Below are 24,016 nucleotides of genomic sequence, written 5' to 3'. Positions count from 1 at the left end.
AAGATGAACTAACAGCGCGAGGATGCCCCCTTTCAGGGGGCTGTAAACCAAAGCCGCCTTCTAAGAAGGCGGATTTTTACCACCGAGTTAATTACGGTTTTATGCGTGCCATGACCTGATCTTTTACGATGAAGTGATGATAAAGAGCCGCTGCGATATGACCACCGATAACAGTCAATACAATCACCTGCATTACTTCACCGTGTAAAGTTTTCCCTATGTTATAAAGCCAATCACTCTTACCTATCAATGAGGGAATAGCATCGCCTGCCAGAGTTAATGTCCGACCTTTTCCTGCAAAACGCAGATAACCACTGATTGGAACAAGCAATGTAAGGAGGTAAAGGGCAGCATGCGCTCCATATAGCAGCTTCTGCATAAGGTCACTTGCATACACTGGCGCTGGTGCTGTTGTGCTTAGTTTTACGGCTAAACGAATCATCGATAATCCAAAAACAGCGACTCCAAACCATGCATGTAAGTTCAGCCATAACACTCGCATTTCGCTACCTTTATCGGAGAATGAACGAAATGAATCGCTTAAAAACAGCAATACGAACAGTAATGCTATAACCCAGTGCATAGCGATGATGATTTTGTTGTGCTTCATTAGTTAAATACCCTTATAAATATTGGTGATTTTATTTAAGCAAATATTTAATGAATGAAATGTGAACAAAGCTGTAAGGATGTATTACAAATATTTTTTTAATAAAAAATGCGCAACGAATGAGGTCGCGCATTATGACGTCGATATTTAAGGTAACGACTTGTTCTTATGTGTCACGTTCGCCGTGTGGTGGGCAAGTCGCTAAAATTTCACGTCGGCCACTCTCTTTGACTTCCTCTAAAATGACATCAAACCCCCATAAACGGTAAAGGTGTTTTAGTACCTCATGACAGCTTTGATCTAAAGGAATTCTATCGTGTGGAACGTGTTGAAGCGTCAGTGAACGATCACCACGGACATCCACGTTATAAACTTGAATATTCGGTTCTAAATTACTGAGATTGTACTGTGCCGCAAGCTTTTCACGGATGGCGTGATAGCCAATATCATCGTGAATGGCACTAACTTCAATAAAATTCTTGCGATCGTCATCCACAATGGCAAACAGCTTGAAATCGCGCATTACTTTAGGTGAAAGATACTGGCTAATGAAGCTCTCGTCCTTAAAGTTGTGCATAGCAAAATGAAGCGCATCTAACCATTCTGTGCCAGCAAGCTCAGGAAACCATTCCCTGTCTTCATCGGTTGGCTCTTCACAAATACGTTTAATATCTCGGAACATAGCAAAGCCAAGTGCATATGGATTGATGCCACTAAAATAGGGGCTGTTGTAAGAAGGTTGTGCGACGACACTGGTGTGGCTGTGTAGAAACTCAAGAATGAATTTCTCAGAAACAAAACCTTCATCATAAAGGTGATTCAAGATAGTGTAGTGCCAGAATGTGGCCCAGCCTTCATTCATCACTTGCGTCTGTTTTTGTGGGTAAAAATATTGGCTTATTTTCCTCACAATACGAACGATCTCCCGTTGCCATGGCTCAAGCAGTGGCGCATGTTTCTCAATGAAATAAAGAATGTTTTCTTGTGGCTCACTTGGAAAACGAACTTTAAGATCTTCTTCTTTGGTTTTTGCTTTGGGCACGGTGCGCCACAGTTCATTAACTTGTGATTGTAGATAAGCTTCGCGCTCTTCTTGACGTGCTTTTTCTTCTGCTATCGATATTTTTTCAGGTCGTTTATAGCGGTCAACACCATAATTCATTAACGCGTGGCATGAGTCGAGCAGCGATTCGACTTCGGGTACGCCATATTTTTCTTCGCATTCTGAAATGTAGTTTTTGGCAAACAAGAGATAGTCAATGATAGAGCTCGCATCCGTCCAAGTTTGGAAAAGGTAGTTGCCTTTGAAAAACGAGTTGTGACCATAGCAAGCGTGCGCCATCACTAAGGCTTGCATAGTGACGGTGTTTTCTTCCATTAAATAGGCAATGCATGGGTCTGAGTTAATCACGATCTCATACGCGAGCCCCATTTGGCCATGTTTGTAACCTTGTTCCGTTTGAATAAATTTTTTGCCAAATGACCAGTGGCTGTAATTAATCGGCATGCCAATGCTGGAGTAGGCATCCATCATCTGCTCGGAGGTAATAACTTCAATTTGATTAGGGTAAGTATCGAGACGATAAAACTCAGCTACCCGGCGTATTTCAGTATGGTATTTCTCCAAAAGCTCAAACGTCCAGTCAGGTCCGTCTGGTAGCAATTTGCTCTTGCGTTTTGAAGTGCCTTTCGCTTTTGTTGTCATTAGTATGCCTCCCTAAGCTGTTTCCTTTTGGAATAGCTCCCTAAATACAGGGAATATGTCATCCACGGTGCGAATGTTTTTAATCGCAAAATTGCCAAATGAGGGTTGTAATTTTTCGTACTCGTGCCACAAGGTTTGGTGTGAGCGACGAGTGATTTCAATATAAGCGTAATACTGGCAATATGGCAGAAGCTTATTGGTGAGGAGTTCTTTACAACGAGGCGAATCATCAGCCCAGTTATCACCATCGGATGCTTGAGCTGCGTAGATATTCCATTCGCCGAGTGGGTAGCGTTGTTCAATGATTTCATGCATTAATTTCAGTGCGCTAGAAACAATCGTGCCGCCGGTCTCTTGAGAGTAGAAGAACTCGTGCTCATCCACCTCTTTGGCTTGCGTATGGTGACGAATAAACACCACTTCGACATTTTCATAAGTGCGAGTTAAAAATAGATACAGCAACACGTAAAAACGTTTGGCAATATCTTTAGTCGCTTGATCCATTGAACCCGACACATCCATTAAGCAGAACATAACAGCTTGGCTCGATGGAATGGGGCGCTTTTCAAAGTTTTTGAAACGTAGGTCAAACGTATCAATAAACGGCACACTTTCAATTTTTTTACGCAACGCTTCGATTTCTTGCTTAAGTCGCTTCTCTTCTAATACTTGAGCGGGCTCTCTATTTTGAATGCGCAGTAACTCTTCTTCTAATTCCCCCATTAAACGACGTTTTCCCGCTGTCATTGCGGTGCGGCGAGCTAGTGATTGTTGCAAAGAACGAACTACAGCGATGTTCGACGGTACACCTGCCGTTTTGAAACCCGCGCGATGAGTTTTCCATTCTGTAATCTTATTGATTTGATTTTTTTCTAGATTAGGCAATTCCAGATCTTCAAACAGTAGATCAAGATATTCATCTTTAGAGATTTGGAAAATAAATTCATCTTGGCCTTCGCCATCAGCACTCGCATCACCTTGTCCTGAACCATTGCCTTGTCCGCCACCTTTAGGTCTCTCAATTTTATCACCAGTAATAAACTGGTCATTACCCGGGTGAACTCGTTCTTTTAGGCCGCCTTTTCCTTGATGAAACACGGGTTCTTTGATGTCGTGATTTGGGATCGACACATCTTCGCCAGACTCGGTGTTGGTGATGGAGCGACGATTCACTGCGTCTGCAACAGATTCTTTGATCTGCTCTTTATGACGGCGTAAAAAGCGTTGTCTATTGACCGCGCTTTTGTTTTTACCGTTCAATCTTCTATCGATAAATTGCGCCATGAGTATCCCCTTGAAAACGTCACCTTTACGTTAGCCATTGTTCGTATGGCTAACGCATGTACAGGTTTTGGTTTGCTTGAAGTTAAGAAGATTTACGGACGCGTAAATACCACTCAGACAACAGCCTTACTTGTTTTTCTGTATAACCTTTCTCCATCATACGAGCGACAAAATCGTCGTGTTTTTTCTGATCATCAGATGAGGTTTTGGCATTAAAAGAGATAACAGGAAGTAGCTCTTCGGTATTTGAGAACATTTTTTTCTCAATGACGGTACGCAGTTTTTCGTAACTGGTCCAAACCGGATTTTGTCCATTGTTGTGCGCTTTCGCACGCAGTACAAAATTGACGATTTCATTTCGGAAATCTTTCGGGTTACTAATGCCTGCTGTTTTCTCGATTTTTTCTAACTCGTTATTGAGCGATGAACGATCGAAAAGTTGGCCAGTTTCAGGATCACGATACTCTTGGTCTTGGATCCAGAAATCAGCATAAGTAACGTAGCGGTCAAAAATATTTTGACCATATTCAGAATAAGATTCCAAATAAGCCGTTTGAATCTCTTTACCAATGAACTCGACATAACGAGGCACTAAGTAGCCTTTTAAAAACTCCATATATCGTTCAGCGATTTCTTGAGGGAACTGCTCGCGTTCAACTTGCTGTTCGATGACATAGAACAGATGAACGGGGTTAGCCGCAACTTCCGTTTGGTCAAAGTTGAATACGCGCGACAGTATTTTAAAGGCAAAGCGAGTCGATAAACCGGACATCCCTTCGTCAACACCTGCGTAGTCACGATACTCTTGATAGCTTTTTGCTTTTGGATCGGTATCTTTTAGCGTTTCACCATCGTAGACGCGCATTTTGGAGAAGAGTGACGAGTTTTCCGGCACTTTTAGGCGCGAGAGGATACTAAATTGACCAAGTAATTCTAGTGTGCTTGGTGAGCATGGCGCTTTGGATAGTTCACTGTGTTCAAGCAGTTTTTGGTAAATTTTCACTTCTTCCGAGACGCGTAAACAGTAAGGGACTTTAACGATATAAACCCGGTCCAAAAACGCTTCGTTGTTTTTGTTGTTACGGAATGTCTGCCACTCTGATTCGTTTGAGTGCGCTAAAATCATGCCATCAAAGGGTAGGGCGGATAACCCTTCTGTACCGTTGAAGTTTCCTTCTTGCGTGGCGGTTAAGAGTGGGTGAAGCACCTTAATTGGCGCTTTGAACATCTCAACAAACTCCATTAACCCTTGGTTGGCTTTACAGAGTGCACCGGAATAGCTATATGCATCGGGGTCATCTTGCGAGAAATGCTCGAGTTTTCGAATATCCACTTTCCCAACCAGTGACGAAATGTCTTGGTTGTTTTCATCACCGGGTTCTGTTTTTGCGACGGCAATTTGATCGAGAATTGAAGGTCGTACTTTGACGACTTTGAATTTGGAAATATCGCCACCAAACTCGTGTAAGCGTTTGGCCGCCCAAGGTGATGTAATTGAGCGTAAATAGCGTTTTTCTATCCCATATTCCTGCTTGAGGATTTCGCCATCTTCAACCACATCAAACAGACAAAATGGGTGGTCATTGACTGGGCTACGAACGCCATTTGCAGACAAAACATAAATAGGCATTTGTTGCATTAAAGCTTTGAGTTTCTCCGCCAGTGAAGATTTACCGCCACCAACTGGACCGAGTAGATAGAGAATTTGTTTTCTTTCTTCTAAACCTTGGGCTGCGTGTTTGAGGTAGGAAACAATCTGTTCTATGGCCTCTTCCATGCCATAGAAATCCTCAAAAGTTTTATAACGAGAAATCACCCGGTTAGAGAAAATGCGACTCAATCGGGGGTGTTTTGCTGTGTCTATCAGCTCAGGCTCACCAATCGCCATTAACAGCCGCTCTGCTGCATTGGCATAAGCACTTTTATCTTCTTTACACAGAGCTAAAAACTCTTGCAGTGATAGCTCTTCATCCTTGGCGGCTTCATAGCGTGCCTGAAAGTGGTCAAAAATACTCATAGTGAATTCCCCTCTGAAAACTGTCTAACTGACAACACCGCTTAAAAACACAAATTAATAACAATTTAAGACTAGTCCGAGTTTGACAATTTTGCTTAACAATTATGTGTTTATTTAAATTTCGTGACAGTAATAACGTCGATCAGGTTGAACTATTTAGTGTATGAATATCAAGAGTTCGAGGGATAAGTTGGTGTTGGAGTTAACAACTGCGAGGGGGAATGTAAAAAAGACGCAGTGTCTGCGTCTTTTCATCTTTCGTCAGCCTACCTTGCTAGGTATTAAAATTTAGGCATTAAAAATTTGTGTAAATTCTGCGGTTGACAAATGGTATTGGCGAGGACAATTACGCCAAGCCGTTAACATGCGACGATATTTATCTGACATTGGCATTTGGCTGTTGAAGTGGTGATCGGCTTTATCAAATTGTGGGTAAAGCCCTTCAGACTCAACCAAGAAACGCACGTAATGAACGCGTTGTGACTCTTTAGCGATATCAAACCCTAAAAAGTGCAGGCGGCGCTGATCCACATTTTTGCTTTCTGCATCGGAGAGCATTTTGTGTGATTCTTGCATAGCGTGATACATCTCCATGATGTCGATCACTTCGCGGCACTCCGCTTCGGTCAAGCAGCCAAATTCTTTGTTGAGTTCTCGCATTTGCAGTTCATAACCACGTTCTACAATGGTTTGTAACCGCTTGTATTTTTTGGCGTTGTTGGGATCCATCTGTGACATCAAAAAATACTGATTAGATAGAATCAGTCGTTGAGCGTTGGTCATTTCCATGGAGGTAGCCTCACTAAATTTTATGTTCTATTTGATGGCATAAGGTTAACAGCAATTATCGACAATGAAACATGATCTCAACACGGATTTAATATGGAAAGTATAAAATGTGTGCAATTCTTGTCACTTTTTGTGTAAGTGGTTATAGATATAATCTTTGTCGGAAAAGACACGCAACCATTCCGGCTTAAATATGGATAGTATCGCTAACGCCATACCATTGAGCAGCCCTTCTGGGAAAGCGAGTAAAGGAACAAAAATTAGGTAATTATCGCGGATGACTTGCCAGCCATGTTGCCCAAGAAGCAATTGATAAGCGGTGTTAATGGCCAAATGCAGGCTACCCGTCAGGCCGCCATTTAAAAAACCAGCCACAAAAATAAACACAAAAATGTTGCGCGGTAGATAATGATAACTCAAAGCAAACAAAGCATAACTAACTAGGATTGGCAGTAGCGATGATAGCAGTAAGTATTCGGGGATGTTAAAGAAGGCCAGTTTACCGACCACCGCCAGTGCGAATGTAACAGGAATAGTTATAACAAATGCGCAGCGCCAGCCAAACATCATCGTGAGGGTTGTTAAACCGAGAAAATGGATAGGCAATCCTTCGGTCACTCCGGCTTGAGCTAACCACAAAAGAAAAAGCGCAAAAGAGGCAAAATAGGTGAGATGCTGAAAGGATTTCTCGGCCTTAAACTTTGTCCAAAATGAGTATTTAAAATCGCGAAGGGTCGTTAACCCAACAAGTAGCAGGAGCAATAGCACCGCAAGTTGTTCCAGCTGCATGGCTAGCCTCTCTATAAAAATGCCAGCATTATGCTGGCATTTTTATGGTTATTAAATCAAGCAATCAATATTTTATGTTTGAGTGATACTGAGCTAAGATCCCAACGATTTTGTCCATGGTCTCTTTTGACGGCGGATTCACACCTTCTAATGGGTATTCTAACCCCATTGCTTCCCATTTATGAGCGCCCAATTTGTGATAAGGCAGCAGCTCTACTTTTTCGATGTTATCCATATCTTTAATAAAATCACCAAGCATATGAGCCGCTTCTTCGTCATCAGTGTAGCCAGGAACAATCACATAACGGATCCACGTTTTTTTACCTATGGTGTGTAAGTAGCGCGCGAAATCTAAGGTTCGCTTATTCGACACACCAATAAAATCATGGTGGATCTCATCTTTCATGTGTTTGATGTCTAACATCACTAAATCAGTGGCATCGAGCACTTCATCAATCACGTCTGTGTGTTTGCGAATATAACCGTTGGTATCTAAGCAGGTGTGAATGCCCTCAGCTTGCGCTGCGCGGAATAAATCACGAACAAATTCAGGTTGAAGCATAGCTTCACCGCCTGAACAGGTAATTCCGCCGCCAGAGGCTTTCATAAAATGGCGATAAGATTTTGCTTCGGTAATGATTTCTTCAACAGTCACTTCCTTGCCTTCATGGGTGTCCCATGTGTCACGATTATGACAATACATACAACGCATTAGGCAGCCTTGCATAAAAACAATGAAGCGAATTCCAGGGCCATCTACCGTGCCACAAGACTCAAAAGAATGAATACGACCAGTTGTTGACATCAGTTCATCTCGAATAGGTTATTTGCCCGTTATTTTATTACAAATGGTAGGGATTAAGTAGGGTTAATGTGCAATTGCCGCCGCATATCCTAAACCATATGTTGTGGCTCAAAATGAATGCCATGAAATTCTGCACATTGACTACACTGTATAGAAATAAGAACTCGTTGAATGCGATAGGGTTTAAATAAGGAATAGTTCATGGATGTACAGTTTTCTCAAAAGCAAAAAATCAGTCTATTTTTAGTTATCCTTTGTGTTGGTTTTTTAGGTTTAGGGATTTATACCGCAAAGAGCTTGATGGGAATGGATGAACAGTATCGCTCCAGTGGCGAAGTGGCATCCGGTTCTGTGGCGATATTTACTACTCAAGCAAATTTGTTGTCGCTTGCATCAGAGCTAAACAACATGCAAGGCAATCAGGTCAACTCGATTTTGAATAAATTGGATCAGTTGATGGGAGAGGTGAATGCTAATGTTGCTTTCCTGCAAAAGACCAATTTTGCTCAAGAAGGGGAAGTGTTGCTCAAGGCGGCCAAACAATTTGACCAATTTTTGCGTCCTTGGTTGCAAGTGAAATCAGAGGTGGGTTTCAACGTTAACGAAGGTAAGCTGGGTGAGCTGAAAACGTTGGCCACCACGATAGAGAAAAAGATAGATGAGACGGGGATGGTTACAATCAACTCGGATTTTCAAGCCATGGTTAAGGCGCAGCAAAATTATTTATTAGAACCCACGGAGCAAAACTTAAAACTGTTTAATCGTGCTATGGCCAGTTTCGTCAATATGTCTGATTCTTATTCGATGTTGGATCTGTATGAAAAAGAGATACAACAATTTAAACAGGCTTTTTTACGTGTGAGTGAACTGTCTCAGCAATTGCAAGTGATGGAGAAACAAAGAGGCGATACAGAGGCGCAAGTTAAGTCGGTGATTCAAGATATTTCAACCAAGCTTTCCGCGTTGAGTGAGCAATATCAGTTGGCCGCAAAAACGACCGCATCGCAAACACAGTGGTCTGTATTGGCGGCCTGTGCGTTACTTGCCATATTGACCATTGCTATTTTCCTTACCTTTAGTTTTTCTCTTTCTCGTTCTTTGTCGCAAACTATTCACGTGTTGAACAATATCTCGCGTGGCGATTTGTCACGCCGTATGCCGATGACGAATAACGAAAAGGACGAATTCAATCAACTGGCATTGGCCATTAACCAAAGCTGTGAAAATTTAGGGAAATTGGTGAGTGGTGTGCAGAAAAGCAGTGAAGCCTTGTCTGGTGATGCCGCATCACTGAATGTTGGATTAGACACTTTGGTGACAAATCAATCTGATGTTTTGGGACAAACGCAATTATTGGCATCGGCCACAGAAGAGGTCAGCGTGACGACCCAAGAAGTCTCTAACTCATTGGAGTTTGTTGCGGAACTCAGCAAATCTTCTATGCAAAGCGCAGAAGAGGGAGGAAAAGTGATTTCCGTTGCTATTACGTCACTGGTTGAGGTTGGTAAAATCCTAAGTTCGGCCGCAGGCCACATTCATCAACTTGAACAAGCTTCTGCAAAAGTAGACTCGGTGATGGACATCATTAATGGTATTGCCGAGCAGACTAACTTATTGGCACTCAATGCCGTGGCCGAAATTTCCGGCACGATTGATACTATGCAAAAGGAAAGTGCGGAAGTAATCACTTATATTGCGCAATCTGAGCAGTCTATGCAGAGTGGGCAAGAGAAAGGTAATGAGGCGATACAGGCCATCGCGCAAATTATCAAAAAAGCAGATGAAGCGGCGAATAAAATAGAAGCCATTTTTGCATCGATTCGAGATTTGGCGACGACTAGCCATTCAATGGCGGATAATATGATACAAATATCTCGAGCCATGAAAGCCTTGGAAGAGAACAATGAACAGTTAAGAGCAATCAGCCAGATTGTGGATAAACGCTCTAGCAGCCTAAGTGTAGACTGCCAAAGTTTCACCATATAATTTCAGTTTGCTAAACGTTAGAAAAAAGCAAAAAGAGAAATATTACCGACACCGTGAATGGAGTTTTTATCTTCCTTATACTCAGGTGTGTTTGCGGTGAACGTTAAACTTGCACCGACTTGTTGAATATACCAAGCCGCACCAACTACGGCGGTCGCCTGAAGATTTTCCAAGTTAACTTGGTAATATTCAGATGGGTGATCCAATCCGTTTAAAGGCCTATCTCCTTCGATGGTAATGTCATTGAAGCGATAGCGTCCTTCTACACCTCCGAATAGAAACCATCCAGTATCCGAGGCACCAATCATCCCTGCCGAGAAAGGGTTTTCTGCACTGATTTGAGCACTGCCAAAGTTACCCGCAAGATCGGTCCCCCAACGCATCATAAAACCTGTGGAGAGATCACTGCGAAAGTTACCTACATTGACCTCTGAAACGTTGGAAAGCTCAACGTCAGTTCCTGCATAGCTGCGGTATCGTGTCAGATTAAAGTGAGACAGATAACCCACGCTGCCGACGATTTTTTCCTCTACTTGGTAGGCCCAACCATTGGGTTCGTCAGATTTAGTGATGCTGTGCACTAACTTTTGCGCTTTCTCAGAAAGCGCAGCATCTCCGGTGGTTCCAATGGTTAAATTTGCCCGCGTGGCTTGTTGGGGATGCAAACTAATATAGTTAAGCTCGGTGTGTAAATACCCAGCGTAAGGTCGTTCATTCGGCTCTGGTTTGGTGAGAGAAATCTCCGAAGGAGTCCACATTTTGTGGCCAATGCTGATTTCCCATTTGTCCAATGGGGCCGCTCCCCAAACAGAAAGGCTGAGTGGTTTAGCCCACCAATATGGAGCAATCGCCCCTGAGGTGTAGCTTAAAAATAAACCATTGGTGTAGTCGCGATCTACGCCAAATACGCCATCGTTATCGAGGTTAAAAGCAACCGTTGCGTGTTGAGAGGCCAGCGCAGAAGCACTGAGTAACGTCAATGGAAGAATGTGAAATAGCTTCATACGAACACTGCAGAGTATAGACAAGCCCTAATCATATAGGAAAGATGCGCTATTCAGTTGATAAATAGGCAATTGAATCAAAATAAATGTGGTAAGCGTAACATTTGTGGTCGATGCATTGCGCATTTTTAATTTCTGAGTATAAAAAAGCCCCACTCATCGAGCAGGGCTTAACTATTTTGCTAGTAATTTAACTGAAATTATAGCGATTCAGTGAAAGTACGTGCAATAACGTCAGCTTGTTGTTCAGCAGTCAGTGAGTTAAAACGCACAGCATAGCCAGATACACGAATGGTTAGCTGAGGGTATTTCTCAGGGTGTTTAACCGCATCTTCTAAAGTTTCGCGATTAAGCACGTTCACGTTTAGGTGTTGGCCACCCTCAATGCCTGCTTCATGGTGGAAGTAACCATCCATCAGGCCAGCAAGGTTTGCACGTTGACTTGCTTCTTCTTTGCCTAACGCATTTGGAACGATAGAGAAAGTATAAGAAATACCATCTTGTGCATCAGCAAACGGTAGTTTCGCGACTGAAGTTAATGATGCTACTGCACCTTTTTCGTCACGGCCATGCATTGGGTTTGCACCCGGTGCGAAAGGCATACCAGCACGGCGACCATCAGGTGTGTTACCTGTTTTCTTACCATATACCACGTTTGAAGTGATGGTCAGGATAGACTGAGTTGGAATTGCATCACGGTACATCTTAAGTTTACGGATTTTGCCCATAAACGTAGAAACAAGTTGGCATGCGATGTCATCAACGCGGGCGTCATTGTTACCAAATTTAGGATAATCACCTTCGATTTCGAAATCGATCGCTAGGCCATCTTCGTCACGAATTGGCTTAACTTTTGCGTATTTGATTGCAGATAGAGAGTCAGCAGCAACAGACAGGCCAGCAATACCACATGCCATCGTACGTTTAACGTCACGATCATGCAGTGCCATTAGCGCGGCTTCATAGCTGTATTTGTCGTGCATGTAGTGAATGCTGTTTAGTGCGGTCACATATTGCTTCGCCAACCAATCCATGAAGTGGTCCATTTTTGCCCACAGTTCGTCATAGTCAAGATACTCACCTGCGATCTTGTCCATTTTAGGGCCAACTTGGATTTTCAACTTCTCATCAATACCACCGTTGATGGTGTAAAGCATGGTTTTAGCAAGGTTTGCACGCGCTCCGAAGAACTGCATTTGTTTACCTACAACCATTGGCGATACACAACATGCGATAGCATAGTCGTCAGAGTTCATGTCTGGACGCATTAAATCATCGTTTTCGTACTGGATAGATGAAGTATCGATAGATACTTTTGCACAGAAACGTTTAAAGCCGTCAGGTAGCTGCTCAGACCAAAGTACAGTGATGTTTGGCTCTGGAGAAGGACCCATAGTGTATAGGCTGTTTAGGAAACGGAAGTTAGAACGCGTAACGAGTGTACGACCGTCAAGACCCATACCACCCATTGATTCTGTTGCCCAAATTGGGTCGCCAGAGAATAGTTCATCGTATTCAGGAGTACGTAGGAAACGAACCATACGCAGCTTCATTACGAAGTGGTCGATCATTTCTTGAGCTTGTACTTCAGTGATTTTACCCGCTTCTAGATCACGTTGGATGAAGATATCTAGGAAAGTAGAAGTACGACCTAGCGACATTGCCGCACCGTTTTGTGATTTAACAGCAGCTAGATAGCCGAAGTAAGTCCACTGGATAGCTTCTTGTGCAGTTTCTGCTGGGCGAGAGATGTCAAAACCGTATTTTTCAGCCATTTTTTTCATTTGGCCAAGTGCGCGGTGTTGTTCTGCAATTTCTTCACGAAGTTGCATCGTTGCCGTTAGATCTTCGCCGTTCTCAAAACGCTCTTGTAGAGAAGTGAATTGAGCAAGCTTATCCTTCATTAGGAAATCAATACCGTAAAGTGCTACGCGACGGTAGTCACCAATGATACGGCCACGACCATAAGCATCAGGAAGGCCCGTCAGAACACCAGACTTACGACACGCTAGGATATCAGGAGTGTAGATATCGAAAACGCCAGCGTTGTGAGTTTTACGGTATTCTGAGTAGATTTTTGAAATCATAGGGTCAAGAGTTCTACCGTATGCTTTGCAAGAACCTTCAACCATACGCACACCACCGTTAGGGATGATAGCGCGCTTAAGTGGTTTCTCAGTTTGTAGACCCACGATAGTTTCAAGATCTTTTTCGATGTAGCCTGCATCGTGAGCAGTGATGGTAGAAATAACGTCAGTATCGAAATCGACAGGGGCCTTAGTCGCGTTTTCCTGTTTGATACCTTCCATTACTTTAGCCCAAAGCTTGTTTGTCGCTTCAGTACCTTCAGAAACTAGGAAAGATTCGTCACCTTCATACGGCGTATAGTTCTTTTGAATAAAATCACGAACGTTAACTTCGTTTTGCCACTCACCTGCAACAAAACTTTCCCAAGCTTTAGCAAATTGCTCTGCCATGACATACCTACCTTTTTAGTAGAAAAAACACGTACCGTCTTCACCGTTGAGCCAGTTATCCTCGAAAGGAGCAGTACACTCTATTAATACAATATCTATATTCACACTATTCAATTATCTGAATATAGATATTGTGCTTTTAAGCCTTGAATGCAAGATTAGACTAAAATTTTTTTGCAAACCTTAAACTAAATCAATAAAAGTTAAATTTTTCAAATAAAGTTTGGGTAGTGCGAGCACTACCCAAATTCGTATTAGTCCAAGCTCATTATAGCCAAGCTTTTAAACCGTATTGGTTTTCAAGCATACCAACCGCAAGCATAGCAATTAAACAGATGATCAGCACACCACCTGGAATGATGATTTTGTCGATAAAAGACAGCTTTGATGCACGTTCTTTGTCGCCAATTAGGCCATTGTTATCGAGTAGCATGGTCAATGCCCACGCTAGAACAGGGTTCACCACAGCGCTACCAAAGATACAAATGCCCGCTGCTTGTGAATCTTTTGTGTTTCTTACCATTTGCATACCCGCTTCTAGTAAAGGAAGAAATACCCCTACTAATAAAGCAATACGCATCACTGGAGGCCAAACCGCTACGTCCATTGGGAAGCCAAGGATAGCAATAGTCATGACCAATAAACCTAAGATGATGGCACCACCAGGAATTGGACGTTTAGCAATCGCCGCTGGGATCATATACGTTCCCCATGACGATGTGATATTACCACCACCAAGTGCTGTACCTACCATTTGACGAATTGAACACATGGTCATTGTGTCATCAACATCCATCAGTACTTTTTCAGTTCTCTTCGGATAGTTCAATTCTTGGAAAATTCGGTGACCAAGGAAATCTGGTGACCACATCGCAACGGCCAAAATAGCAAAGGGCAATGAGGCGATAAAGTGTTCTACTGTTGGCAAACCAAGCATCCAACCTTCAGTGGTTGAGCCCCACCAGTAAACAGGGTTAAGGTTAGGTAAGCCCATTTGAGTTTCAAATTGAAGATCAAAGCCAGTACCAAATAAAAGCGCAATCGCAAGCCCTGTCATTGCACAGACAGGAATTGCTAACCAACGCATGTTGATTTTTGCAAGAAATGCATACAGCACAATATTGACACCTAAAACCACTAGGCCAACGTAACCTAAGCTGCCTGCGGCGACATCGGCCGATTGCAAACTGGTAGCCCAAGTTTGGATAGAACCAATTTGGCTCATTGTTCCGGTAAAGCCGAGGAAGATAAGCAACCCGCCTGCGGTTCCCTCGGAGGTTAGATTGACCAGTTTCGAGCCTCCTTTAAAGTAACTTAAGAGAAGACCAAAAACGCCAAGCAAAATTGCCAATGCCAAAGGGTGTGCACCGGCTAATGCGATTGAGCCGATAAGAGGGATCATTGGGCCATGGTTGCCAGCTAAGTTGGCTTTTGGGTTTAAGAAACCAGAGGCAATAACACAGAAGAAGAGGGCAGGAAATAACATCTCTACACGTGCAACTTCAATCGCGAAGTCTTTACCTAGATGAATGTGATCCCATGCTTGGGTTAGGCCATCAGCCCAAGACATCATTACCGCTGAGTACATGGCGATGATGCCGATTGTGCCCGCGATGGCTGGTACAAAATCTTCAAGTTCAAAACGGAAGTCACGACCAGGTAAGTTCAAACCAAAGCGACGGGGCTTCATGATTTGCAGTTCGTGGTCTAGGTAATCTGAACGGCTTGCAAACTCAGATGCTGGACGATGCAGCTCTTTATAGCTTTTCGTCTCGATTTCTGAGCGCTCATTGTTGACTACGTCTGGCATAGATTCCTCATATTTTTAAAAGTTAGTAATTCGTACTGAATCCTAGTAATCCGCGAAGAAGCGGTAATGTTTTTAATTGAATATGTAGCACATCTCATATGTGCTTGCATAACAACAACTAAAAAAGAGAGTGTGGTCATTTATACAACCTTATCTTTGCTCGCGAGTTTAGCTTGCTTATCCTTTAGGGTGATTGATCTTGATCACTTTAAGAATAAATGTGAAAGAAAACTACAGCAGCCTAATGAAAACGGGGGGTTGAGCCGTTACTTGCTTGAAATAAGTTTTCACATTGTGATGTTTGTAAAAGAGTTTCAATGATATTAATGACCTTAAATATCCTATGAATCTAGGTGTACTTTATACATAAATAGGTTGTCTATCTTTAAGTAAATGTTAACAAAATGAGTTAACTGTTAATTGCTTGATGTGCCATTTATATGCGCCATATGGAGAAGTATTGGCTAAAATGTGAATTTTTAATCAGATAAAATAACTAAATATCCTTATTTTCCAGGTTAATAATTTGTTGCATGTTTTCGGTGTGAATGCTAGTTTGTATCAAAAATGGGAGTTGGAATACTCTGCAGTAGCAAATACAGGGAGTTAAGCGCATGACTGATGTACCGGCGCTGAATATTAAAGAGCTGCACAAAACCTTTGGTCAAAACGAAGTACTAAAAGGAATCTCGCTAGAAGCTCGTAAGGGTGATGTGATCTCCATTATTGGTTCTTCTGGCTCGGGAAAAAGTACCTTTCTTAGATGCATCAATTTACTTGAAACACCAACCTCTGGTGATATTTGGGTCAATGGTGAACTCATTCAAATGAAAAAAAATCGGCAAGGTGAAGCTTCACCTGTGAGTGAAAAGCAGGTGCAACGAATTCGCTCACGCCTTGCTATGGTATTTCAGGGATTTAACCTTTGGTCGCACATGACGGTGTTAGAAAACGTTATTGAAGCACCAATTCATGTGTTAGGAGTACCGAAAGCACGAGCCATCGAGAGTGCTGAGGTGCTGCTAAAAAAAGTCGGCCTGTATGAACGTAAAGACTATTATCCTGGCCACCTTTCTGGTGGGCAACAACAACGTGCGGCGATTGCTAGAGCGTTAGCCGTGGAGCCAGAAGTCATGCTGTTTGATGAGCCCACTTCTGCACTTGATCCTGAATTGGTGGGTGAAGTGTTGGGTGTTATGAGAGACTTGGCAGAAGAAGGCCGTACTATGCTGGTAGTGACTCATGAAATGGCCTTTGCTCGCGATGTTTCAAACCATGTGATGTTCTTGCACCAAGGTTTAGTGGAAGAGCAAGGAGATCCAGCCATCCTGTTCACCCAGCCTAAATCTGAACGGTTAAAACAATTTATATCCTCTATTTATTAATGTGTTCATTATGTTGTGGTATTCGTCACGACATAAATATTAAGCAAAACCAACATAAACATAGCATGATAAATAAGTAAGACCTCAATCACAGGAGTATGGAAATGAAAAAGTGGTTATTAGTTGCAGCCGTTGCTGCTAGTGCAATGACTGGTATGGCCCAAGCGAAAGAATGGAAGACGGTTCGTTTTGGTATAGAAGGGGCTTATCCTCCTTTTAGCTGGACAGAGGCTGATGGATCTCTCAAAGGCTTTGATGTTGATATGGCCAATGCGTTGTGCAAGGAGATGAAAGTGGAATGTAAAATCGTTCCACAAGACTGGGATGGCATTATCCCATCACTGCTCGCACGTAAATATGACGCGATTATTGCAGCCATGTCGATTACCGACGAGCGCAAGAAAAAAGTCGATTTCACTGGTAAGTACGCATTAATTCCCAATAAATTTATCGCCAAGAAGGGAGCCGCGTTGGATTTTTCTAAAGAAGGTCTAAAAGGGGTGAAAATTGGTGTACAACGTGCAACAACGCACGATAAGTATCTTACTGATAATTATGGCGATGCAGTTGAAATTGTCCGTTATGGTTCATTTGATGAAGCCTATCTTGACCTAGCCAATGGTCGTATTGCGGCAGTATTGGGTGATGCCTCTGCATTGGAAGAGGGTGTGCTTAACAAAGCGGGCGGCGAAGCGTATGAGTTCGTCGGCCCATCATTAACCGATCCGAAATGGTTTGGCGATGGTTTTGGTATTGCGGTTCGTAAACAAGACAAAGATCTCACTCAAAAACTTGATATGGCGATTAAATCTCTTCGTCAACAAGGGATTTACCAAGAAATTGCGACCAAATACTTTAATTACGATGTATACGGTGAATAAGCTGTAACATCATATCTTACCCATATAATTAGAAGGTGAGAGTGGGCCGTGCATATGAATATGTTTATCGATCACTCTGTCATTAGGGCTGGTTAGCTCAGTGACTCCACCTTCTCAATTATGATGGGAATCCATTGATTCTTAACGGCTGGATCCTAGTTCCAGAAGTACCCAGCCGTTAAATTCTCCAGGGACTAGGGATGAATTATGTTGGACCTACACGGATATGAAGCCTCAATTTTGAAGGGAGCGGTGCTGACCATTGAAGTTGCCGTGCTCTCTTTATTACTTGCCATGTTACTTGGCATGCTAGGTGCGCTAGCCAAGCTTGCACCTTACCGTTGGGCAAGAGCCATTGCCACTCTTTATACGACCATCATTCGCGGTATTCCAGACCTTGTGTTAATGATGCTTATTTTCTTTGGCGGTCAAATATTGTTGAATAATAGCCTTTATTCAATCAACGAATGGCTAAACAATTGGTTTATGGCAAGTGACCCGAGCCATGAATGGACCGCTTATCTCCCCGATTATATTGATGTTAGCCCTTTCATTGCAGGGATACTAACTATAGGTTTCATTTTCGGTGCCTATATGGCTGAAACCTTTCGTGGCGCTATTATGGCGGTTGATAAAGGAGAGATGGAAGCGGCGAAAGCGTATGGTATGAGTTCTACCTTAGCATTTAGACGCATTTTGCTTCCTCAAATGGTTCGTCATGCATTGCCAGGATTTGGTAACAACTGGTTGGTATTGCTCAAAACGACGGCACTTGTTTCCATTATTGGATTAGAAGATATGGTCAGAGTCAGCTCACTCGCGGCGGGTTCGACAAAAATGCCATTCACCTTTTATATGGCTGTCTCAGTGATCTTCCTTTTCTTTACCAGTGTATCAACCGGTCTTCTCAAATTGGTTGAGCGCAAGTTCAGCATTCACACGAGGTAAATATGGATTTTTCCCTTATTGCTCAAAGCCTACCAATTTATTTTAGTGGGCTATGGACAACGGTTTGGCTGGTGGGGTTGTCGTTAATCATCGGTTTGAGCCTTGCCATCCCCTTAGCGATTGCTAGGAATAGCCACAACTATTTTATTCGTACTCCAGCATGGGCTTATACCTACTTTTTTCGTGGTACACCGTTATTGGTCCAGCTTTATCTCATCTACTATGGAATGGATCAATTTTTCCCGGTAAAAGATACCTTGTGGGAAAACGCTTGGTTTTGCGCGTTGGTTGCTTTTGTTCTCAATACGTCCGCCTACACGGCTGAAATTATTCGCGGTGCGATCAATGGGTTGCCGAAAGGCGAAGTTGAAGCGGCGAAGGCATACGGAATGAGTACTTGGAAAACGTATCGACGAATTATTCTACCGAGTGCGTTAAGGCGCGCACTGCCCGCTTATAGTAATGAAGTTATCTTCATGCTTCACGGTTCGGCGGTTGCTGGTATTGTTACCATTATGGATTTAACGGGGGCTGCACGTTTAGTGAACTCTCGTTATTATGCCCCATTCGAGTCATTTTTAACCGCAGGTTTGTTCTATATGGGCTTGACCTTCATTATTTTGTTCTGCTTCAAACAGGCTGAAAAACGCTTCTTGGCTTATTTGCGTCCATTGAGCTGAAGGGCTGCGAGTAGCAATTTGTTGTACCGAGTTTGTTTCTATAATCAAGGCATAGATTAAAATAAGAAGCGCGCTGAATGCGCGCTTCTTATTGGCACGTTACTTTCTGTTCCTACAAGGAAAAACTGGACCAAATTGGCGCGTGATCAGAAGGTTTTTCTATTCCTCGAAGTTCATAGTCGATGCCGGCCTCTTGGCATTTTTTTGCTAGGTTCGGGGTCGCTAAAATGACGTCGATTCGTAGCCCACGGTTATCATCAAAGCCGCGTGAGCGATAATCAAACCACGAAAATTGATCATTTACATCCGGATTTAACTGACGGAATGTGTCAACAAAACCCCAGTCCATTAAAGTTTGTAACCATTCACGCTCTTCAGGTTGGAAAGAGCATTTTCCCGTTTGCAACCAGCGTTTTCTATTGGCTTCACCAATCCCAATATCCAAGTCGATAGGGCTGATGTTAATGTCTCCCATCACAATTATTTGTTCGTCAGGGGAATGATGTAACGTTAAGTAACCCATTAGATCTTTATAAAACTGACGCTTATAGGGATATTTTGTTTCATGGGAAATATTCTCCCCTTGAGGAAAATAGCCGTTGAGTATGGTTGTTTTTTGGCCGTTGTCATCTTCAAAAGTGGCCATAATCATGCGTTTTTGATGATCTTCATTATCGCTAGGAAAGCCTTTCTGTACTGAAATGGGTTCCTTCTTACACAACATGGCGACGCCATAATGCGCTTTTTGACCATGGAAATAGACGTGGTAGCCCATGGCTTCAACATCCTCAAGAGGAAAAGCGTCATCGTGTACTTTGATTTCTTGAAGTCCAATGACATCAGGTTGATGCTTATCAATAATCGCTTGCAGTTGATGAAGGCGAGCTCTCAAACCGTTGATGTTAAAACTGATGACTTTCATAAGGGATCCTTAAGATGAGTTGTGCGCAAGATGTTACCATTTCAAGGCGCAAGGACAAGACGAAAAGCGAATCAATTCTAATACGTAAATTTTTTGAATAGTCAGAAAGGATATTTTTATTAACATTTATGTAAACTTACGATTGATCTCTCAAGTCAATATGCTCTAATTAAAGTCGTCACCATTTCGTCTGAAAACCCTATTAGCGCAGCATAAGGATGTAGTATGCGAACACTTTCGGTTCAATGGAAAATAACCCTTTTAGCCGGCCTTTGCCTGTTAATTACGTCATTGTCTCTCATTGGTTTTTCTGTTTATAACGCAGTGAATAACCAACAAGCAATAAAACAACAAAGTTCAGATTCTGTGATCAATAAATCGCAGCAGTTATTAGAAACTCGGGCGCTGCTCAATGCCACCGAAGTATCTGAATATCTCAGTGAAGCCATGTATCGGGCTCAGATGCTTGCTGATACGGCCTTGTTTTTCAAATCAAATACCGAAGAAAATTTTGGTGAAAGCGAAGCGTTAAGGACATCTTTAGATGAAATGGTTCGCAAGACGGTAGTCAATTATCCCAATGTTCAGGGGGCTTATCTCGTCTTTAAGCCAAATTTGCTCGATAGCGAGGATGACAACTACCAGAATGCTGACTATGTAGGCTCAAATGAAATAGGTCGATTCGCTGCATACTGGATAACGTCCTCCAATGGTGAAAATGTGGTGGCAAATGTATTAAGTGAAGTGGCATTGAAGGATGAAGGAAACAGTGAGCGTTTCGCCTGCCCGTTAACAACAGCTAGTGCATGTATCTCATCGCCTAAAATCGTGATTCAAGACAATGAAACGTTTCTTACTTCTTCTCTCTCTGTGCCCATTTTGATTGATGGCGTTGCGATTGGCTTTTTTGGCATCGATTTAAAACTTAGCCCACTGGTAGCGATTGCACTGAGTTCAGATCAAAGTCTATTTGGTGGTAGTGGTAAGGTCTTTATTGTCAGCTTAAATAACACGCTTATTGCGACTGATGAGCGTGAATTAACCTTAGGCGCGCCACTGGCTGATTCAGTCTTGACTACAAAGGAGATTGCCAATCTTCTAGCCGAGGGTAAAGTCCATTCTCAATGGAATTCAGATCGGCAGTGGTTGTCTGTCTTTGCTCCCATTCAGGTGGCGAACCAGACTTGGGGCGTGGTTTTTGAAATGCCGACATCGAGTGTGCTAGCTGATGCCAATCAACTGGATCAAATCATTACTCAACAGGTAGAGAATGGCGTTAGAGCGGAGCTATTAGTCGGCGCATTGCTAGTCTTTTTAGGGCTCGCAATCATTGCGTTAGCTGCAACCCAAATTGTGAAACCTATTCGAGCGGTCGTGGAGCGGTTACAAGATATTGCTTCTGGCGAAGGGGATTTAACTCAGCGGCTTGTCATCAGTAGTCATGATGAAATCGGTGATTTGGCACGCGGCTTTAACCAGTTTTTAGACAAATTACAGGCTATCATTCAGCAGATCGTAGAAAGTGCGAACCAAGTAGCTCAAACGACTGAACAGGCACGGCAGTCTGCCGTACAAACGCGTAGCCGTAGTGAGTCTCAATTTAAAGAGATGGATATGGTGGCGACTGCCTCTGAAGAAATGACACAAACAGCAAGTCTCGTTGTGCAAAATGCCGAGGCTGCGGTGCAAGCCGCTTCGCAAGCTAATCACTCCGCACTGACTGGGCAGGATGTCATCCGTGCCTCTGAAGCTGAGATGCATAAGCTGGTGGTGCGAATGAGTGATGCGGTGCCGGTTGTTGAAGAGTTGGCTCAAAACAATATCAATATTACCGAAATTTTAACGGTCATTGAGGGAATTTCACAGCAAACCAATTTGCTCGCATTAAATGCGGCTATAGAAGCGGCTCGGGCCGGAGATCAAGGGCGAGGGTTTGCTGTTGTCGCCGATGAGGTACGTAATTTGGCCCAGCGGACTCAGAACTCTGTGGGTGAAATACGCAAAGTGATAGAAAAAGTCCAACAAGGTACTGAGGGCGTAGTTGAGGTGATCCAGCAAGGAAACGCGTTAGCAAATGGAACTGCGATGCAAGTTCAAAAGGCTGTTGCTGAATTAGAAATAGTGTTTGAATCCATCTCAGCAATTAACGATATGAATAGCCAGATTGTAAAAGCGGCCCAAGAACAGCAAGCCGTCTCTGGTGAAGTCAACCTCAACCTATCCAATATTCGTGATCTTAGCGCGCAGATATTGACACTGGTCGGTGAATCAGAATCGGTTGGTGCTCAGATAAGTCAACTCTCGGCTAAGCAGCAACATTTGGTAGGACAATTTAAAGTCTAACGGCTGAAAGAGTAAGAAGTAGATGTTTGCTTCTTACTCTCTCGCTGTATCATCCAGTTTACGCAATAAATCCTGCTGTACGATTTTCAGCGCCTCAAGTGCGGTGTGTGGTTCAATCTGATTAGTTTCTAATAAGTAGATGAGATCGACAGCGAGCTTTATCTCTTCAGACGCACTGTCTAGCGGTACAGTAGGATCATTCATTTTATTGGTTTTTCTCCCTGAACGTAATTTGTTTTTCGATCTTAGCCTTAGCTTCTTGGCAACGCTTGAGCCGTTGCTCTACCATTAATAACGCTTTTTGTGCTTGCTGCTGACTAACAGCAGAAGTTTGCTTGAGTCCGAGTTCTTTTTCTCTCACCATATCCATCAGCCTTCGCTCCCATTCTTGGTGCTGGGCTAGCTCTTGATATAACGCGTTGATCGGTTTGCGATAATAGCTGCGATGCTTGGGCTCACTTTTTCTGATCGATACTGTCGATATTTCGCGTTGGATTGCCGCAATTTGTGCAAGCAGTCGATCGGTTAGATATTGAGCTCGTTGACTGGTTAGCCGTTGACTCTCTTGTTCGCGCACGATGGAGTCAAAGGTCGCTTTTGCTTCCGTAACACAAGGGATTAATAAGTGCGCTTTACAGTGGAACAGGCGCTCATCAAACAGAGCCTGATGGTGTTCACCACGAGTTCGGTCAACACTGGCGGCTTGTTGTTTCAACTCTTCAATTAAGGACTTCAATTGAGAAAAATGGTTCATAAGCCTGCAAACCACGCATCATAAGTCAGCTTGATTGCAAGCACACTGACCACACTCACAAACACCGGACGAATAAATTTAGCGCCGAAACGAATTGCTGAATGTGCGCCAACAAAAGCTCCAGCCATCAAACAAACTCCCATAGTCAGTCCCAGCACCCAGTCAATATGCCCCAAAATGGCAAAGGTAACCAATGACGTTACATTACTGGTAAAATTCATCGCTTTAGCAAGGCCAGAGGCCAATAAAATGTTGAGTCGGTATAACGCCATCGAACTGACTGTCCAAAATGCGCCAGTCCCCGGCCCTGCCAGCCCGTCATAAAATCCAAGTATCAAGCCTTGCGCATACTGCTTTTTGTGAAGTACAGGGCAGGGAGGCGGGCTGACATTCTGGTGTGCATGTGGTGTTTTATGCCATATCGTATAGATAGCGGCAGCTAGAATAATGAGCGGCAGCACTTTTTGTAGCCAATCGGTGCTGATCGCATCGACAGCAAAAGTACCTATGGTTGCGCCAATCAAGGTGGCAATGAAAGCTCTGATCCAGCAGCTTGGTTGAAACAACTTCTTCTGATAGTAGGTTAATGCGGCAGTTGATGAGGCAAATGTTGCCGCTAGCTTATTCGTTCCTAGTGCGATGTGCGGCGGAAGACCGATTGATAATAACGCGGGTACAGTAAGCATGCCACCGCCGCCAGCGACTGCATCGATAAAGCCAGCAATAAAAGCAACAAGCGCCAACACAATCAAAGTGGTTGGCTCAACAAATTCCATGAATAAAATCGGCCCTGAGTAATGAGATGAAAGGGCGTAGTGTTAAGCCCT

Annotated in this window: 20 protein-coding genes; 6 read left to right on the top strand and 14 right to left on the bottom strand. The window is 43.2% G+C overall.

The window, feature by feature from the left end; genetic code table 11:
* Window positions 1-91 precede the first annotated feature (91 nt).
* The 7 genes from AACR75_RS00595 to pflA all read right to left on the bottom strand — a co-directional run bounded on the left by AACR75_RS00595 (window position 92) and on the right by pflA (window position 7,999).
* Window positions 92-610 carry a cytochrome b gene (locus AACR75_RS00595; RefSeq protein ID WP_047688339.1) on the bottom strand — a complete coding sequence of 173 codons (519 nt, stop codon included), beginning with the start codon at window positions 608-610 and terminating at the stop codon, window positions 92-94.
* A gap of 166 nt (window positions 611-776) precedes the next feature.
* Window positions 777-2,315, bottom strand: a complete 1,539-nt coding sequence (locus AACR75_RS00590; protein WP_013856538.1) for a SpoVR family protein — start codon at window positions 2,313-2,315, stop codon at window positions 777-779.
* 12 nt (window positions 2,316-2,327) lie between these two features.
* Entirely contained in the window at window positions 2,328-3,599 is a 1,272-nt protein-coding gene (locus AACR75_RS00585) for a YeaH/YhbH family protein (protein ID WP_017042294.1), read from the bottom strand.
* An 82-nt stretch (window positions 3,600-3,681) separates the two neighbouring features.
* Window positions 3,682-5,616, bottom strand: coding sequence for a PrkA family serine protein kinase (locus AACR75_RS00580; protein WP_013856540.1), 1,935 nt, complete (start codon window positions 5,614-5,616; stop codon window positions 3,682-3,684).
* A gap of 288 nt (window positions 5,617-5,904) precedes the next feature.
* The gene (locus AACR75_RS00575) at window positions 5,905-6,405 is read right to left on the bottom strand and encodes a YfbU family protein (protein WP_013856541.1); all 501 of its coding nucleotides are present in this window, start codon (window positions 6,403-6,405) and stop codon (window positions 5,905-5,907) included.
* A gap of 123 nt (window positions 6,406-6,528) precedes the next feature.
* Window positions 6,529-7,194 carry an energy-coupling factor ABC transporter permease gene (locus AACR75_RS00570; protein WP_047688337.1) on the bottom strand — a complete coding sequence of 222 codons (666 nt, stop codon included), beginning with the start codon at window positions 7,192-7,194 and terminating at the stop codon, window positions 6,529-6,531.
* Between the two features lie 64 nt (window positions 7,195-7,258).
* Window positions 7,259-7,999, bottom strand: coding sequence for a pyruvate formate lyase 1-activating protein (pflA, locus tag AACR75_RS00565; protein ID WP_013856543.1), 741 nt, complete (start codon window positions 7,997-7,999; stop codon window positions 7,259-7,261).
* A 201-nt stretch (window positions 8,000-8,200) separates the two neighbouring features.
* Here pflA and AACR75_RS00560 point away from each other — a divergent pair, with 201 nt between their 5' ends.
* Window positions 8,201-9,985, top strand: coding sequence for a methyl-accepting chemotaxis protein (locus tag AACR75_RS00560; RefSeq protein WP_047688335.1), 1,785 nt, complete (start codon window positions 8,201-8,203; stop codon window positions 9,983-9,985).
* A 17-nt stretch (window positions 9,986-10,002) separates the two neighbouring features.
* Here the strand turns inward: AACR75_RS00560 and AACR75_RS00555 are convergent, their stop codons facing one another.
* The 3 genes from AACR75_RS00555 to AACR75_RS00545 all read right to left on the bottom strand — a co-directional run bounded on the left by AACR75_RS00555 (window position 10,003) and on the right by AACR75_RS00545 (window position 15,276).
* Window positions 10,003-10,989 (bottom strand): lipid A deacylase LpxR family protein, encoded by a 987-nt coding sequence (locus tag AACR75_RS00555; protein WP_026028681.1) that lies wholly within the window; start codon window positions 10,987-10,989, stop codon window positions 10,003-10,005.
* Between the two features lie 200 nt (window positions 10,990-11,189).
* Complete coding sequence (gene pflB / locus AACR75_RS00550) at window positions 11,190-13,466, bottom strand: formate C-acetyltransferase (protein WP_013856546.1); 2,277 nt, start codon at window positions 13,464-13,466, stop codon at window positions 11,190-11,192.
* A 268-nt stretch (window positions 13,467-13,734) separates the two neighbouring features.
* Window positions 13,735-15,276: a DUF3360 family protein gene (locus AACR75_RS00545; RefSeq protein WP_017042289.1), complete on the bottom strand. Its 1,542-nt coding sequence runs from the start codon at window positions 15,274-15,276 to the stop codon at window positions 13,735-13,737.
* A 614-nt stretch (window positions 15,277-15,890) separates the two neighbouring features.
* Between AACR75_RS00545 and AACR75_RS00540 the strand changes: the two genes are divergently transcribed.
* The 4 genes from AACR75_RS00540 (at window position 15,891) to AACR75_RS00525 (ending at window position 19,170) form a co-directional block, all read left to right on the top strand.
* Window positions 15,891-16,661 carry an ABC transporter ATP-binding protein gene (locus AACR75_RS00540; RefSeq protein ID WP_013856548.1) on the top strand — a complete coding sequence of 257 codons (771 nt, stop codon included), beginning with the start codon at window positions 15,891-15,893 and terminating at the stop codon, window positions 16,659-16,661.
* Between the two features lie 104 nt (window positions 16,662-16,765).
* A complete protein-coding gene (locus tag AACR75_RS00535) occupies window positions 16,766-17,542 on the top strand; it encodes an ABC transporter substrate-binding protein (protein ID WP_026028918.1) in 777 nt (258 codons plus the stop codon).
* Between the two features lie 207 nt (window positions 17,543-17,749).
* Complete coding sequence (locus AACR75_RS00530; protein ID WP_013856550.1) at window positions 17,750-18,490, top strand: ABC transporter permease; 741 nt, start codon at window positions 17,750-17,752, stop codon at window positions 18,488-18,490.
* 2 nt (window positions 18,491-18,492) lie between these two features.
* Entirely contained in the window at window positions 18,493-19,170 is a 678-nt protein-coding gene (locus tag AACR75_RS00525) for an ABC transporter permease (protein ID WP_017045191.1), read from the top strand.
* A 112-nt stretch (window positions 19,171-19,282) separates the two neighbouring features.
* Here AACR75_RS00525 and xthA read toward each other — a convergent pair whose 3' ends face one another.
* Complete coding sequence (gene xthA / locus AACR75_RS00520; protein WP_047688333.1) at window positions 19,283-20,092, bottom strand: exodeoxyribonuclease III; 810 nt, start codon at window positions 20,090-20,092, stop codon at window positions 19,283-19,285.
* Between the two features lie 225 nt (window positions 20,093-20,317).
* Here xthA and AACR75_RS00515 point away from each other — a divergent pair, with 225 nt between their 5' ends.
* Complete coding sequence (locus AACR75_RS00515; protein ID WP_047688331.1) at window positions 20,318-22,435, top strand: methyl-accepting chemotaxis protein; 2,118 nt, start codon at window positions 20,318-20,320, stop codon at window positions 22,433-22,435.
* A 33-nt stretch (window positions 22,436-22,468) separates the two neighbouring features.
* Here AACR75_RS00515 and rsmS read toward each other — a convergent pair whose 3' ends face one another.
* Genes rsmS through AACR75_RS00500 form a run of 3 tightly spaced genes read right to left on the bottom strand, consistent with a single transcriptional unit; the run spans window position 22,469 to window position 23,965 of the window.
* The gene (gene rsmS / locus AACR75_RS00510) at window positions 22,469-22,639 is read right to left on the bottom strand and encodes a pleiotropic regulatory protein RsmS (RefSeq protein ID WP_047688329.1); all 171 of its coding nucleotides are present in this window, start codon (window positions 22,637-22,639) and stop codon (window positions 22,469-22,471) included.
* A 1-nt stretch (window position 22,640) separates the two neighbouring features.
* The gene (priC, locus tag AACR75_RS00505; protein ID WP_029388376.1) at window positions 22,641-23,189 is read right to left on the bottom strand and encodes a primosomal replication protein PriC; all 549 of its coding nucleotides are present in this window, start codon (window positions 23,187-23,189) and stop codon (window positions 22,641-22,643) included.
* Window positions 23,186-23,965, bottom strand: a complete 780-nt coding sequence (locus AACR75_RS00500) for a sulfite exporter TauE/SafE family protein (protein WP_017048065.1) — start codon at window positions 23,963-23,965, stop codon at window positions 23,186-23,188. Before AACR75_RS00500 ends, priC begins: the two co-directional genes overlap by 4 nt.
* Window positions 23,966-24,016 lie beyond the last annotated feature (51 nt).

It is taken from the genome of Vibrio sp. ZOR0018 (assembly GCF_963865925.1).
GTDB classification, from domain to species: domain Bacteria; phylum Pseudomonadota; class Gammaproteobacteria; order Enterobacterales; family Vibrionaceae; genus Vibrio; species Vibrio anguillarum.
This window is presented reverse-complemented; position numbering and strand designations above follow the sequence as displayed.

Excerpts from the sequence above, each read along its gene's own strand:
- AACR75_RS00560 (WP_047688335.1), top strand. The coding sequence starts at position 8,201 with ATGGATGTACAGTTTTCTCAAAAGCAAAAAATCAGTCTATTTTTAGTT.
- AACR75_RS00590 (WP_013856538.1), bottom strand. The coding sequence starts at position 2,315 with ATGACAACAAAAGCGAAAGGCACTTCAAAACGCAAGAGCAAATTGCTA.
- AACR75_RS00575 (WP_013856541.1), bottom strand. The coding sequence starts at position 6,405 with ATGGAAATGACCAACGCTCAACGACTGATTCTATCTAATCAGTATTTT.
- xthA (WP_047688333.1), bottom strand. The coding sequence starts at position 20,092 with ATGAAAGTCATCAGTTTTAACATCAACGGTTTGAGAGCTCGCCTTCAT.
- AACR75_RS00500 (WP_017048065.1), bottom strand. The coding sequence starts at position 23,965 with ATGGAATTTGTTGAGCCAACCACTTTGATTGTGTTGGCGCTTGTTGCT.
- AACR75_RS00595 (WP_047688339.1), bottom strand. The coding sequence starts at position 610 with ATGAAGCACAACAAAATCATCATCGCTATGCACTGGGTTATAGCATTA.
- pflA (WP_013856543.1), bottom strand. The coding sequence starts at position 7,999 with ATGTCAACAACTGGTCGTATTCATTCTTTTGAGTCTTGTGGCACGGTA.
- AACR75_RS00535 (WP_026028918.1), top strand. The coding sequence starts at position 16,766 with ATGAAAAAGTGGTTATTAGTTGCAGCCGTTGCTGCTAGTGCAATGACT.
- AACR75_RS00540 (WP_013856548.1), top strand. The coding sequence starts at position 15,891 with ATGACTGATGTACCGGCGCTGAATATTAAAGAGCTGCACAAAACCTTT.
- rsmS (WP_047688329.1), bottom strand. The coding sequence starts at position 22,639 with ATGAATGATCCTACTGTACCGCTAGACAGTGCGTCTGAAGAGATAAAG.
- AACR75_RS00580 (WP_013856540.1), bottom strand. The coding sequence starts at position 5,616 with ATGAGTATTTTTGACCACTTTCAGGCACGCTATGAAGCCGCCAAGGAT.
- priC (WP_029388376.1), bottom strand. The coding sequence starts at position 23,189 with ATGAACCATTTTTCTCAATTGAAGTCCTTAATTGAAGAGTTGAAACAA.
- AACR75_RS00555 (WP_026028681.1), bottom strand. The coding sequence starts at position 10,989 with ATGAAGCTATTTCACATTCTTCCATTGACGTTACTCAGTGCTTCTGCG.
- AACR75_RS00525 (WP_017045191.1), top strand. The coding sequence starts at position 18,493 with ATGGATTTTTCCCTTATTGCTCAAAGCCTACCAATTTATTTTAGTGGG.
- AACR75_RS00585 (WP_017042294.1), bottom strand. The coding sequence starts at position 3,599 with ATGGCGCAATTTATCGATAGAAGATTGAACGGTAAAAACAAAAGCGCG.
- AACR75_RS00545 (WP_017042289.1), bottom strand. The coding sequence starts at position 15,276 with ATGCCAGACGTAGTCAACAATGAGCGCTCAGAAATCGAGACGAAAAGC.
- pflB (WP_013856546.1), bottom strand. The coding sequence starts at position 13,466 with ATGGCAGAGCAATTTGCTAAAGCTTGGGAAAGTTTTGTTGCAGGTGAG.
- AACR75_RS00570 (WP_047688337.1), bottom strand. The coding sequence starts at position 7,194 with ATGCAGCTGGAACAACTTGCGGTGCTATTGCTCCTGCTACTTGTTGGG.
- AACR75_RS00530 (WP_013856550.1), top strand. The coding sequence starts at position 17,750 with ATGTTGGACCTACACGGATATGAAGCCTCAATTTTGAAGGGAGCGGTG.
- AACR75_RS00515 (WP_047688331.1), top strand. The coding sequence starts at position 20,318 with ATGCGAACACTTTCGGTTCAATGGAAAATAACCCTTTTAGCCGGCCTT.